This is a genomic window from Nocardia sp. NPDC050712, assembly GCF_040654295.1.
Lineage (GTDB): Bacteria > Actinomycetota > Actinomycetes > Mycobacteriales > Mycobacteriaceae > Nocardia.
In genome coordinates, this window is sequence record NZ_JBFAHT010000002.1 from 20,932 (window position 1) to 34,701 (window position 13,770).

General features: G+C 69.6%; 10 protein-coding genes. All 10 read left to right on the forward strand.

The window, feature by feature from the left end; translation table 11 throughout:
• The first annotated feature begins 72 nt into the window (after positions 1-72).
• The 10 genes from AB0H76_RS10520 (at position 73) to AB0H76_RS10565 (ending at position 13,769) form a co-directional block, all read left to right on the forward strand.
• Positions 73-948 (forward strand): ParA family protein, encoded by an 876-nt coding sequence (locus AB0H76_RS10520; RefSeq protein WP_357326054.1) that lies wholly within the window; start codon positions 73-75, stop codon positions 946-948.
• A gap of 62 nt (positions 949-1,010) precedes the next feature.
• The gene (locus AB0H76_RS10525) at positions 1,011-1,853 is read left to right on the forward strand and encodes a segregation/condensation protein A (RefSeq protein WP_357326057.1); all 843 of its coding nucleotides are present in this window, start codon (positions 1,011-1,013) and stop codon (positions 1,851-1,853) included.
• A 257-nt stretch (positions 1,854-2,110) separates the two neighbouring features.
• A complete protein-coding gene (scpB, locus tag AB0H76_RS10530) occupies positions 2,111-2,776 on the forward strand; it encodes an SMC-Scp complex subunit ScpB (RefSeq protein ID WP_357326060.1) in 666 nt (221 codons plus the stop codon).
• An 8-nt stretch (positions 2,777-2,784) separates the two neighbouring features.
• Positions 2,785-4,068, forward strand: coding sequence for a pseudouridine synthase (locus AB0H76_RS10535; protein ID WP_357320640.1), 1,284 nt, complete (start codon positions 2,785-2,787; stop codon positions 4,066-4,068).
• Positions 4,069-4,133: 65 nt separating this feature from the next.
• The gene (gene cmk / locus AB0H76_RS10540; protein WP_357326063.1) at positions 4,134-4,805 is read left to right on the forward strand and encodes a (d)CMP kinase; all 672 of its coding nucleotides are present in this window, start codon (positions 4,134-4,136) and stop codon (positions 4,803-4,805) included.
• The gene (gene der / locus AB0H76_RS10545; protein WP_357320643.1) at positions 4,802-6,220 is read left to right on the forward strand and encodes a ribosome biogenesis GTPase Der; all 1,419 of its coding nucleotides are present in this window, start codon (positions 4,802-4,804) and stop codon (positions 6,218-6,220) included. The genes cmk and der overlap by 4 nt, the downstream gene beginning before the upstream one ends.
• A 234-nt stretch (positions 6,221-6,454) precedes the next feature.
• Positions 6,455-9,874, forward strand: a complete 3,420-nt coding sequence (gene car, locus AB0H76_RS10550; RefSeq protein ID WP_357326066.1) for a carboxylic acid reductase — start codon at positions 6,455-6,457, stop codon at positions 9,872-9,874.
• Between the two features lie 54 nt (positions 9,875-9,928).
• A complete protein-coding gene (locus AB0H76_RS10555) occupies positions 9,929-10,255 on the forward strand; it encodes a plasmid stabilization protein (protein ID WP_357320646.1) in 327 nt (108 codons plus the stop codon).
• An 89-nt stretch (positions 10,256-10,344) separates the two neighbouring features.
• The gene (locus tag AB0H76_RS10560) at positions 10,345-11,616 is read left to right on the forward strand and encodes a serine/threonine-protein kinase (protein ID WP_357320649.1); all 1,272 of its coding nucleotides are present in this window, start codon (positions 10,345-10,347) and stop codon (positions 11,614-11,616) included.
• Positions 11,617-11,738: 122 nt separating this feature from the next.
• Entirely contained in the window at positions 11,739-13,769 is a 2,031-nt protein-coding gene (locus tag AB0H76_RS10565) for a M13 family metallopeptidase (protein WP_357320651.1), read from the forward strand.
• Position 13,770: the final 1 nt, after the last annotated feature.

Below are 13,770 nucleotides of genomic sequence, written 5' to 3' on the forward strand. Positions count from 1 at the left end.
ACGCATAAGGAGCAGCGGGACGTGACTACAGCAGGAGCGGCGGGACCGACTTCGGACGCCGCGGCGGAAACGCTGTGGGGCAATGGGGCAGCACCCGCTCCGGAGAGTGCTGAACTCGGCCCCACGGGCAGGCCATTGCGTTTCGTGCCGGATCCGCAACCGCTCGCCGAGCACGGTAACGCGCTGATCGTGGCCATGTGCAATCAGAAGGGCGGCGTCGGCAAGACCACCTCGACCATCAATCTCGGTGCGGCGCTGGCCGAATACGGTCGCCGCGTGCTGCTGGTCGACCTGGATCCGCAGGGTGCGTTATCCGCGGGTCTCGGTGTCGCCCACCACGATCTGGATCAGACCGTGCACAACCTGCTGATCGGCACGCGGGCCACCATCGACGACGTGCTGATGGAGACCAGGGTCGAGAACCTCGATCTGCTGCCCAGCAATATCGATCTGTCCGCGGCCGAGATCCAGCTGGTCAACGAGGTCGGCCGGGAGCAGACCCTGGGCCGCGCACTGGAACCCATCCGCGATCGCTACGACTACATCCTGATCGACTGCCAGCCCTCGCTGGGCCTGCTCACGGTCAACGCGCTGGCCTGCTCCGACGGTGTGATCATCCCGATGGAGTGCGAGTACTTCTCGCTGAGAGGACTCGCCCTGCTCAACGACACCGTGGAGAAGGTGCGCGACCGCCTGAACCCGAGGTTGAGCCTGTACGGCATCGTGGTCACGATGTTCGACGCGCGGCTACTACATTCGCGGCAGGTGATGTCCCGCGTCGTCGAGGTGTTCGGCGACTTGGTCTACGACACCGCGATCTCGCGCACCGTCCGGTTCCCGGACGCCAGCGTGGCCGGTGAACCGATCACGACCTGGGCGCCGAAATCCGGTGGCGCCGAAGCGTATCGGGCGATGGCGAGGGAAGTCATCCACCGGTCCGGCCGGTGAACGCGGCGCTCGACCCCGCTCCGGCCTCGGTAGCCACCCAGGACGGCGCGGGTGCCGCCGTCGTGCCCGAAACGCCCGAGAAGACCGGATTTCACCTGACCCTCAGCAATTTCGAGGGCCCCTTCGATCTGCTGCTGACACTGATCAGCTCGCGCAAACTCGATGTCACCGAGGTGGCGCTGCACAAGGTCACCGATGAGTTCATCGCCTACACCAAGGCCTTGACGGCCGGCATCGTCGCCGAAAGCGGGCTGCGGGCGGACAAGATCCTCGATCAGACCACCGAATTCCTGGTCGTGGCGGCCACCCTGCTGGATCTGAAGGCGGCCCGGTTGCTGCCCGCGGGCGAGATGACCGACGCCGAGGATCTGGAGCTGCTGCAGGCGCGCGACCTGCTGTTCGCGCGGCTGCTGCAATACCGCGCGTTCAAGCAGGTGGCCGAGTTGCTCGGTGAGCTGGAAGCGGTCGCGCTGCGGCGCTATCCGCGCTCGGTGAGTCTCGAGGAGCGGTTCGCCGGGCTGCTGCCCGAGGTTACGCTGGGAATAGACGCGGCCGGGTTCGCCGAGATCGCCGCCGTCGCCTTCCGGCCCCGCCCGGTGCCCAGGGTCGGGCTCGACCATCTGCACTCGCACGCCATCTCGGTCGCCGACGAGGCGGCCTGGGTGCTGGACCGCCTCAAGGAGCGCGGTCCGGGCGGCTGGACGACCTTCGGCGAGCTGGTCGCCGACTGCACGGAACCGGTGCAGATCGTGGCCCGGTTCCTGGCCTTGCTCGAGCTCTACCGGGGCAAGACGATCGAGTTCGATCAACCCGACGCGCTCGGCCCGCTGGCGGTGAGCTGGCTCGGCGAGCTGGACCCGGACGCGCCGGAACCGACTGTGACCATCGAGGAGGACTACGGGTGAGCGAGCCCAGCGGCGAGCAGGAGCCGACCGCGGACGAGCAGGCCATCGGCGAGACCGCACCGACCGGCCAGACCGCGGCGGCCCGGATGATGGAGGCCGCGCGCCTGGCCGAGCTGGCCCGGCTCGCGGCCCGCAACGCCCGCGCGACCGAGCCCGCCGTGCCGACGACCGCCGAGCTCATCCAGCGTGACGCCGACCTGCTCGCCGAGGACGGCGTGGCCCTGCTCGGGCTCGACGCCGAGCCCGCCGACGAGTCGCTGGCGCAGCGGCCTCCGGAAGAGACGCTCGACACCTCCGAGGTCCTCGACGAGGACCGATTCCGCTCCGCGCTCGAGGCGATGTTGCTGGTCGTGGACGCGCCGGCGCCCGCAGAACAGCTGGCCGCGGCCCTGGACAGCGACACCGAGCGGGTCGACGACACGCTGCGGGCGATGTCGGCCGAGCTCAGCGCCCGGCGCAGTGGTATCGATCTGCGTTTCGCCGGCGAAGGGTGGCGCTTCTATACTCGCAGCGAGTACGCACCCTATGTGGAGCAGGTGCTGCTCGACGGCGCGCGAACTAAATTGACCCGCGCGGCGTTGGAAACATTGGCGGTGATTGCCTACCGCCAGCCGGTGACCCGGACCCGGGTGAGTGCGGTTCGTGGCGTGAACGTCGACGGAGTGATGCGCACGCTGCTGGCCCGCGGCTTGATCGCCGAGGCCGGGGCCGATCCGGACACGAACGGCACGCAGTACCGCACGACCGAGTTGTTCCTGGAGCGGATCGGGCTCGCGTCACTGTCGGACCTGCCGCCCCTGGCGCCCTTGCTTCCGGGCGTCGACCTGATCGATGAGATCAACGACAGTCTGGATACCGATCCCCGGTACACCAGGCTGAAAAAGACCGCCGAGGCAGATTTGGATCTCGGCGCCGAGGACTAGGAAAAACATTGAATACGCCCGCTCGCCGAGATGGCACACCGGATCGTAGAAAACGAAGTGATCAACCGCCCGCACGCGGAGCTTCGGCCCGCAGCACAGGTTCGCGCGGCGCCCGCGCGGCCCAGCGTGGCGCCCCCGCCGACCGCGGCGCTTGGAGCGAAGACCGCGGCGCAGACCGTCGCGGCGGCTCCCAAGGCGGCGCCCAGCAGCGTGGCACCGGCTCGCGGGCCTCGTCCCGCGGCGACTACACCACCCCCAGCGGTACCCCCGATCGTGGATCCGCCCAGCGCGGATCTTCCTGGGGTTCGAGCCAGGGCGAACGCGGCGGACGCGGTGCGGCTCCCGCGGCACGCGGCGGCGGCGCACCCGGCCGTGGCGCTCCCGGACAGGGCGCGCCCCGCAAGTTCGGGTCCGCGCCGGTAGCCAAGAAGAAGACCACCAAGCCGCAGCGGCCGACGCCGTCCACCCCGCTGCTGAGCAACGCCAAGCCGGCCAAGCGGCAGTACGTCGAACCGGCCACCGAGGTGCACGGCGGCGCGCACACCAAGCTGGCCGCCGGTGAGGGCGAGCGTTTGCAGAAGGTGCTGGCCAAGGCCGGTGTGGCCTCGCGCCGCGCCGCCGAGGAGATGATCGAGCAGGGCCGCATCGAGGTCGACGGCGTCATCGTTCAGGAGCAGGGCCTGCGCATCGATCCGGAGAAGGCGGTCATCCGCGTCGACGGCACCCGCGTCATGGTGCGCTCCGAGCTCGTGCACATCGCGCTGAACAAGCCCAAGGGCTGGCAGTCCACGATGTCGGACGATCTGGGCCGGCCCTGTGTCGGCGATATCGTCGCCGAGCGCATCGCGGCCGGGCAGCGGCTGTTCCACGTCGGACGGCTGGACGCCGACACCGAGGGCCTGCTGCTGCTCACCAATGACGGCGATCTCGCGCATCGGCTCATGCACCCGTCCTTCGAGGTCTCCAAGACCTACCTGGCGACGGTCAACGGTGAGGTGCACAAGGCCATCGGCAAGCGCTTGCGCGACGGCGTCGAGCTCGAGGACGGCCCGGCCCGGGTGGACAAGTTCCAGGTGCTGGAGCTGGGCGAGGGCCGCTCGCTGGTCAAGCTGGAGCTGCACGAGGGGCGCAAGCACATCGTGCGCCGCCTGCTCGCGGAGGTCGGGCACCCGGTGATCCGCCTGGTGCGCACGAATATCGGCCCGATCGTTCTGGGCGATCAGCGGCCCGGCACCCTGAAGGTGCTCGGCCGCAACGAAGTCGGCAAATTGTATGAGGCGGTGTCGTTGTGAGCAGTGTGGAGACTTCCGTGGAGCTTTCCGAGCAGCTGATCGGCAGCGGCCCGCTGGTCGTGGCCATGGACGGGCCCTCGGGCACCGGCAAGTCCAGTGTGTCGCGGCAGCTGGCGACCCGTTTGGGCGCGAGCTATCTCGACACCGGCGCCATGTACCGGGTCGCGACGCTGCGCGTGCTGCGCGCGGGCGTCGACCTGGCGGATCCGGCGGCCATCGCCGTCGCGGTCAAGGAACTGCCGCTGCGGATCGGCACCGATCCGAGCCGTGAGGTGATCGAGCTCGACGGCGTCGATGTGTCCTCGGAGATCCGCGGTGACGCGGTGACCAAGGCGGTCTCGGCCGTGTCCGCCGTGCCGGAGGTGCGCGAACTGCTCGTCGCGTTGCAGCGCGAGATCACCGCCGCCGCCGGCCGGATCGTGGTGGAGGGCCGTGACATCGGCACGGTTGTGCTGACCGGCGCCGACGCCAAGATCTACCTGACCGCCTCCGCCGAGGCGCGGGCCCAGCGGCGCAACCAGCAGAACATCGCCGAGGGCCGCGGCGACGATTACGAAGCGGTGCTCGCCGACGTGCAGCGCCGCGACAACCTCGATTCGACGCGCAAGATCTCGCCGCTGCGCCCGGCCGCGGACGCGGTGCAGGTCGATACCAGCGAGCTGACCAAGAACCAGGTCATCGACGAGTTGTATCAGGTTGTCGCTCAGCAGCTTTCGACAACAGGAGGGTCCCGGTGACGGAAGACGTACTGGCCGGCGACGGTGTTTGGAACGACGAGACCGAGTGGGAACTGCTCGATGTCGACGGTGAAGGCGAGGGCGAAGAGTATGTCGCCATGCCGACCCTCGCCATCGTCGGGCGGCCGAATGTCGGCAAGTCCACGCTGGTGAACCGCATCCTGGGCCGCCGCGAAGCGGTTGTCGAGGACATCCCGGGCGTGACCCGCGACCGCATCTCCTATGAGGCGTCCTGGTCCGGCCGGCGCTTCTACGTGCAGGACACCGGCGGCTGGGAGCCCGACGCCAAGGGCTTGCAGCAGTCGGTGGCGCGTTCGGCCGAGCTGGCCATGGAAACCGCGGACGCCATCCTGCTCGTCGTCGACGCCACCGTCGGGGCCACGGCCACCGACGAGGCGGCGGTGAAGAAGCTGCGGCGCTCCAAGATTCCGGTGATCCTGGTCGCCAACAAGGTCGACGATCAGCGCGTGGAGGCCGAGGCCGCCACGCTGTGGTCGCTGGGTCTGGGTGAGCCGCGCATGGTGTCGGCGACGCACGGGCGCGGCACCGGCGACCTGCTCGACGACGTGCTGGCCGTGCTGCCGGAGACGCCGCGCGAAGGCACCGGCGGCCAGGGCCCGCGCCGCGTGTCCCTGGTCGGTAAGCCGAATGTCGGCAAGTCCAGCCTGCTGAACAAGCTGGCCGGCTCCGAGCGTTCGGTGGTGCACGATGTCGCGGGCACCACCGTCGACCCGGTGGACTCGCTGGTCGAATTGGGCGGCAAGATCTGGAAGTTCGTCGACACCGCCGGTCTGCGCCGCAAGGTCTCCCATGCCAGCGGCATGGAGTTCTATGCCTCGCTGCGCACCAAGTCGGCGCTGGAGGCCTCCGAGGTCGCGATCATGCTGATCGATGCCTCCCAGCCGATGACCGAGCAGGATCTGCGCGTCATCAGCATGGTCGCCGACTCCGGTCGCGCGCTCGTGCTGGCCTTCAACAAGTGGGATCTGGTCGACGAGGATCGCCGGTTGCAGCTGGAGAAGGAGATCGACCGGGACCTGGTGCGGGTGCCGTGGGCGGGGCGGGTCAATATCTCCGCGCAGACCGGCCGCGCTGTGCAGAAGCTGGTTCCGGCGATGGAGACCGCGCTGGAGTCCTGGGACAAGCGGATTCCGACGGGCCGGTTGAACAACTGGCTCAAGGAAGTCATCGCGGCCACGCCGCCGCCGATGCGCGGCGGCCGCCTGCCCCGCGTCATGTTCGCCACCCAGGCCTCGACGCGTCCGCCGACGTTCGTGCTGTTCACCACCGGATTCCTGGAGGCGGGCTACCGCCGGTTCCTGGAGCGGCGGCTGCGCGAGGAGTTCGGCTTCGACGGGTCGCCGGTGCGGGTCTCGGTGCGCATCCGGGAGAAGCGGGACCGCAACAAGAAGTAGCGAAATCCGGTATGGGCGGGCGGTCGGGGGTTGCCGCCCATACCGGAGTTCTCACCTGCCCGTCGATGAGCTCTCATCGGCGGGTTTCTTCGACAGTAGACCGTTTTCGGCGCCGGCCGTTCCCGCTGATTTCAGGGGCTTGACGGTCGGTCACGGGGGTGGCTGGCCATCTGGCGGCAGTTGCCATCAGAATGGGGGTCGGGTGACGACGGTGTCAGCCGAGGAGGGTGAGTGATGGTCGAGACGGCGCAGGAGCGGCGGGCGCGGCGGGTCGCGGAGCTGTATGCCGCGTATCCGGAGATCGAGGCGGCGCGGCCGGACCGGGCGATCGGCGCGACGTTGCGGGAGCTGCGGCTGCCGCGGCTGATCGGCGCGCTGACCGCGGCCTATGCCGAGCGGCCCGCGCTGGGGGAGCGGGCGGTCGCGTGGGACGCCGACGGGACCCGGCGGTTGCTGCCGGAGTTCGACACCATCACCTACGGCGAGCTGGGGGCGCGGGTCGCCGCGGTCACGGCGGCCTGGCACGAATCCGGCGTTCGCGCTGGAGATTTCGTCGCCGTGCTGGGGTTCACCAGCATCGATTACACGATCCTGGATCTGGCGTGCGTCCAGCTCGGGGCCGTCGCGGTGCCGTTGCAGGCCACCGCGCCGGTCGCGCAGCTGGCTTCGATTCTCGCCGAGACCGCCCCGCGCGTGGTCGCGGTGGCCGCGGATCTGCTCGACCACGCGGTGGACTGCGTGCGGGCGGCCGCGCTGCCGGAACAGTTCACGGTCTTCGATGTCCATCCCGGCGACGAGAAGCAGTGCGCCGCGGTCGAATCCGCTCGATCCCGGCTGGCCGGGGTGCGGGTCGAAGCGCTCGACACGGTCGTCGCGCGCGGCCGTGAGCTACCCACCGCGCCGGTGTGCGAGGCCGACGACGACACCCTGAGCCTGCTGATCTACACCTCCGGCAGCACCGGAACGCCCAAGGGCGCCATGTACACCGAGCCGCTGGTGCGCAAGATCTGGCTGGCCCAGCCGCCGGTCGCCGCGATCAACCTCAACTTCATGCCGATGAGTCACGTGGCCGGGCGGATGACCCTGCACGGGCTGCTCGCCCGCGGCGGCACCGCCTATTTCGCGGCGCACAGCGATATGTCGACCCTGTTCGAGGACATCGCCCTGGTGCGCCCGACCGAGTTGTTCTTCGTTCCGCGCGTGTGCGACATGGTGTTTCAGCGCTTCCTCGGCGAGGTGGACCGGCGCGCGGCCCCGGGCGCCGACCGCGCCGCCATCGAGGCGCAGGTGAAAACCGAACTGCGTGAACAGTTCCTGGGCGGGCGGGTGATGACCGCGATCTGCGGCAGCGCACCGCTGGCGCCGGAGATGCGCACCTTCATCGAATCGGTGATCGACCTGGAGCTGCACGACGGCTACGGGTCCACCGAGGCCGGCGGCGGCCTGGTGATCGACAACCGGGTGCGCCGCCCACCGGTGCTCGACTACAAGCTCGTCGACGTGCCCGAACTCGGGTACTTCCGGACCGATCGGCCGCATCCGCGCGGTGAGCTGCTGCTCAAGACGACCGCGATGATTCCGGGCTATTTCAAACGGCCCGACATCACCGCCGAAGTCTTCGATCCGGACGGTTTCTACCGGACCGGTGACATCGTGGCCGAATTCGGACCCGACGAACTGGTGTGCGTGGACCGGCGCAACAACGTCCTGAAGCTCTCGCAGGGTGAGTTCGTGACGGTCGCGAAGCTGGAGGCGGTCTTCGCCACCAGCCCGCTGGTCCGCCAGATCTTCGTCTACGGCAGCAGCGAACGCGCCTACCTGCTGGCGGTGATCGTGCCGACCGCGGACGCCCTGCGTGCTCCGAATCCGAAAGCCGCACTGGCGCAAGCCTTGCAGCGCCTCGCCAAGGACGCCGAGCTGAACTCCTACGAGCTCCCGCGCGATTTCCTGCTGGAGACCGAGCCGTTCAGCGCCGACAACGGTTTGCTGTCCGGCATCGGGAAACTGTTGCGGCCCAAGCTGAAAGAGCGATACGGCCAGCGCCTGGAACAGCTCTACGCCGATCTCGCGGCCGCCCAGACCAGCGAACTGATCGAGTTGCGGCACGCCACCGACCGGCCGGTGCTCGAAACCCTGGGCCGCGCGGTGCGCGCGCTGCTCGGCTGCGCCGACACCGACGTCCGCCCGGACGCGCACTTCACGGAGCTAGGCGGGGATTCCCTCTCGGCGTTGTCGCTGTCGAATCTGCTCCAGGAGATCTTCGCGGTCGAGGTGCCGGTGGGCGTGCTCACCGGCCCGACGGCCGACCTGCGTCAGATCGCCGAATACATCGAGGCACAACGGCATTCGGGCCAGCAGCCGACCTTCGCCGCGGTGCACGGCGCCGACCCGGAGGTCCGGGCCGCCGACCTGGTCCTCGACCGCTTCCTGGACGCCGGCACCTTGACCGCCGCCGCGGACCTACCGCACGCGACCGAGGTGCGCACCGTGCTGCTCACCGGCGCGAACGGTTATCTCGGCCGCTTCCTGTGCCTGGAATGGCTGCACCGGCTGAAATCGACCGGGGGCACGCTGATCTGCTTGATTCGCGGGTCCGACGCGGCGGCGGCGCGGCAACGCCTGGCCGCGGCCTTCGACTCCGGCGATCCCGGATTGCGCGATGAATTCGAGGAACTCGCCGCCGCGCACCTCGAGGTCGTCCCCGGTGATGTGGGTGAACCGAATCTCGGCCTGGACCAGGGGACCTGGGACCGCCTGGCCGAGACCGTCGACCTCGTCGTGCACTCGGCCGCGCTGGTCAATCACGTGCTCCCGTACCGGCAACTGTTCGGCCCCAACGTGGTCGGCACCGCCGAGGTCATCCGGCTGGCCCTGAGTACTCGCGTCAAGCCGGTCGGCTTCCTGTCCACGGTCGCCGTGGCCGCCCAGATCGATCCGGCCGACTTCGACGAGGACGCCGACATCCGCCTGATCAGCCCGGTCCGCCGCCTGGACAGCTCCTACGCGGGCGGCTACGGCACCAGCAAGTGGGCCGGTGAGGTGCTGCTGCGGGCGGCGCACGATCGGTGCGGGCTGCCGGTCGCGGTGTTCCGCTCCGACATGATCCTGGCGCACAGCCGCTACCCGGGCCAGGTCAATCTGCCCGACATGTTCACCCGCCTGCTGTTCAGCGTGCTCGCCACCGGTCTGGCCCCGCACTCCTTCTACGCGACCGGGCCCGGCGGCGCCCGCCGCCGCGCCCACTACGACGGGCTCCCGGCCGACTTCACCGCCGCCGCGATCACCGCCCTCGCGCGCCCCACCGGCTTCCAGACCTATGACGTGCTCAACCCGCACGACGACAACGTCTCCCTGGACACCTTCGTCGACTGGCTGATCGAGGCGGGCCACGACATCCAGCGCCTCGAGGACTACCAGGACTGGCTGGCCCGCTTCGAAGGCGCCCTGCGCGCGCTCCCGGAAAAACAGCGGCAGCACTCCCTGTTACCGCTGCTGCGCGCCTTCCAGCGCCCGGCCCGGCCACTGCCGGGCGCGGCCTTGCCGACCAAACGCTTCCAAGCCGCCGTGCAGGCCGCCGGCGCCGAGATTCCGCACCTCGGCCCGGCCCTGATCAGCAAGTATGTCGCCGATTTACACCTGCGGGGATTGCTGTGAGGCGTTAGCCCGGCCGGAGCCGGGGTACCCGACCGCCCAAGGAGGTGTGACCCTATGCCCAAAGCATGGAGCAACAAGCGAGAGCGGCAGTACGAGCACATCAAGGAGTCGCAGGAGGAGCGCGGCACCGGGGAGAAGCGCGCGGAGGAGATCGCCGCGCGCACGGTGAACAAGAACCGCGCCCAATCCGGTGAGTCCAAGACGGCGAGCCGCTCCTCGATCCGCGACATGTCCCCGCAGCAGCGCGGCGGCCGGCGTTCCGGGACCAACCGCCCCAAGGGCCTGACCCGCGACCAGCTCTACAACGAGGCCAAGCAGCGCAACATCAAGGGCCGCTCCACCATGACCAAGGGGCAACTCGCCGACGCCCTCGGTAAATAGGACCGGCCGCGCGCCGCCGGACCGTTTCCGCGTGCTCACACCTGCGTTCGGGCCCATGATGGAGGGACCGCGGCGCAGGAGGTCTGGTCATGTCCGCTTCGGAACTGGTTGCGGGGACGGTGTTTTCCGGATATCTGATCAGTGCGCGGCTGGGTTCGGGCGGGATGGGGACGGTCTATCGGGCGCGCCATCCGCGGTTGCCGCGGACCGTGGCGCTGAAGGTGCTCAATCCGAAGGTCAGTGCGGATCGGGTCTTCCGGGCCCGGTTCGAGCGGGAGGCCGATATCGTTGCGCGGCTGGACCATCCGAACATCGTGGACGTCTACGACCGGGGTGACGAGGACGGTGTGCTGTGGGTGTCCATGCGGTACATGCCGGATGGGGACGCCGCGGGGTTGATCCGGCGGCACCCGCGCGGGCTCGATCCGGCGGCGGCGGTGCGCATCGTCACCGCGGTGGCCGCGGGGCTCGACTACGCGCACGCGCAAGGCGTCGTGCATCGGGATGTGAAGCCCGCCAATATCTTTCTCGGCGACGATCGGGTGCTGGTGGGTGACTTCGGCATCGCCCGCAGCACCGATCCGTCCGCGACGATGACCCAGGGGCCGTCCCCGCTCACCCTCGCCTACGCCGCGCCCGAGCAGCGCGCGGGACAGGCGGCCGACCGCCGCGCCGACGTGTACGCCCTCGGCGTCACCCTGCACGAACTGCTGACCGGACGGCTGCCCGGCGTGGACGCGAACCGGCCGCTGCCCGCCCGCTTGCACCAGGTGGTGACCAGGGCGACGGCCACCGACCCGGCCGCCCGCTACCCGACCTGCGCGGCCCTGGCCGCCGCGGCCGCGGGCGCGGCGGGCCCGGACAGATCCGCCGGCCTCGTGGTCGGCACTCTCGCACTGACCGCGGCGTTCCTGGCTACCGCCTGGGCGCTCGCGGGGCCGAAAACCCTTACCCCGCAACCTCGCTCGATCGTCGACATCGTCCGCATCCCCGGCGACCGCGACCTGCACTGCCCGGTGCCCTACCTGAAATCCGATCGCGGACCCGTCGGCCTGTGCACCGAATTCGAGCCGACCGGAAAATCCGCCACGCACGGCAAGTACTACCCGGCCACCGGCATCTGGGAACCCTCGGGCACCTTCGACCTCGTCGACCGCAAGTACCACATCGACGCCCAGCCCGACGGCCGCGTCTACGCCGGCGCCGGGTTCATCGTCACCGCCCTCACCGGCCCGATCGGCCTCGGCCACCTCTACGCCTCCGACCACGACACCGGTCAGTTCACCCGCACCGGCCTGCGCGGCTTCCTGCCCGATTCCCCCTTCCTGCCGGTCTGCCCGCCGAATCCCCGCGACTGCTGATCTACCTGGGAAAACGGGCGGCGTGCCGCACCCGGTCCGCCGGTTCGGCGGCGCGGGCCGGTAACGTCGGCGGCCGTTCGAGGCAGTTCCCGCTGTGCGTTGTCGTCGGCCGAAGGAGTTCTGTGAGCACGTCCGGGCGTAAGTTCGATCTCGACCGCCGCGGTTTTCTGGTCGCGCTGGGGCTGCTGCCCGTGCTGGCCGGATGTGACCGGAGTTCCGGTGCGATCCGGCTGACCGGGGCCGATATGACGGGGTCGGATTCGCGGATCGAGCCCCGGGACGATCTGTATCGGTACGTCAACGGCAAGTGGCTCGCCGAGTACCGGTTGCCGCCGGACAAGGTCTCCTTCGGGACGTTCGCCGAGGTCTCCGATCGCACCGAGAAACAACTGCGGGACCTGATCGACGATATCCGGGATCCGCAGCCGGGTACCGAGGCACAGCAGGTCCGCGACCTCTACGACGCCGTGCTGGACACCCGCGCCATCGACGCGCAGGGCATGGCACCGCTGGCTGATCTGTTCGCGCGGGTCGACAGCGCCGAGTCCAAAGCGGACCTGGCCCGGGTGATGGGCGGCCTGCCGATGGCCGGGCTGATCGGACTGGCCGTCGCCCCCGACCCGAAGAACTCCGCCGCCACCGTGGCCACGATCTCCCAGTCCGGGATCGGCTTGGACGAGGAGTACTACCGCAAGCCCGAGGCCGCGGAGAAGCTCGCCGCCTACCGCACCTTCCTCGAACGTATCGCGGCCGGCGCCGGTTTCGCAGATCCCGTCCCGCTCGCGCACCGCGTGCTGGACCTGGAGACCCGCATCGCCGCGCTGTACTGGGACAACGTGCGCGAACGCGACCCGAACGCCACCTACAACCCGACCAGCTGGGCCGAAATGGCGCGGACCGCACCGGGTTTCGACTGGGATCCCTGGCTGGCCGGCAGCACCGACCGGCCGCGCGAGCTGTTCGATCAGGTCGTGGTGCGCGAGCCGTCGTTCGTCACCGGCGCCGCACAGCTGTGGCAGGACGTCGATCTCGCCGCCTGGCGTGACTACCTGAACCTCGGCCTGGTCCGCACTTTCGCCGCACACCTGCAGACCGACATCGCCACCGCCTCCTTCGACTTCTGGGGCACGGCGATGGAAGGCGCCCGGCAGCAGCCGGAGCGGTGGAAGACCGCACTCGGCACCGTCAACGACTACGCCGGGGACCAGCTCGGAAAGATCTACGTGGCAAGCTATTTCCCAGCCGAGGCCAAGCAGCGCGTGCAGGACATGGTGGCCGACCTGCGGGCCGCCTACCGGGCGGACTTCGAGCAGTCGGCCTGGATGTCACCGGCCACCCGCGCCGCCGCCGTCGTGAAACTCGACAAGATCACCCCCAAGCTCGGCTACCCCGACAAGTGGCCGGACTACTCGGGTTTGACCATCACCCGCGGCAAGCTCGTCGAATCCCTGCGCGCCGCCATCGATTTCCGCAACCGGCGGATGTTCGACCGCCTCGGCAACCCGGTCGACCGGACCGAGTGGGAGTTGCCGCCGCAGACGGTGAACGCCTACTACAGCCCCAGCGCCAACGAAATCGTCTTCCCCGCCGCCATTCTGCAACCGCCGTTCTTCGACAAGGACGCCGAACCGGCGGTGAACTACGGTGCCGGCGGCGCGGTGATCGGCCACGAGATCGGCCACGGCTTCGACGATCAGGGTTCGCGCTACGACGGTGACGGGAACCTGCGGGACTGGTGGACCCCGCAGGACCGCGCCGCGTTCGACGCCAAGACCGCGCAGCTGGTCGAGCAGTACAACGCGCTCGTGCCCGAGGGCCTGCCCGCCGGACAGCACGTCAACGGGGCGCTCACCGTCGGTGAGAACCTCGCCGACCTGCACGGCCTGCAAATCGCGCTGGCCGCGGTCCGGCTGGCCGCCGAGCGCACCGGGCGAGAGCCGAACCTGCGCACCGTCTTCGAATCCTGGGGCCGCCTGTGGCGGGCCAAGGCCACCCCGAAGGCGCTGGAAGCCCAGCTGGCGAGTGACCCGCACGCACCGGCCGAATTCCGGTGCAACCAGACGGTGCGCAATCTCGCCGACTTCTACGAAACCTTCGGTGTCGCAGCGAGTGACAAGATGTGGCTGCCGGTCGAGCAGCGGGTCACCCTGTAGC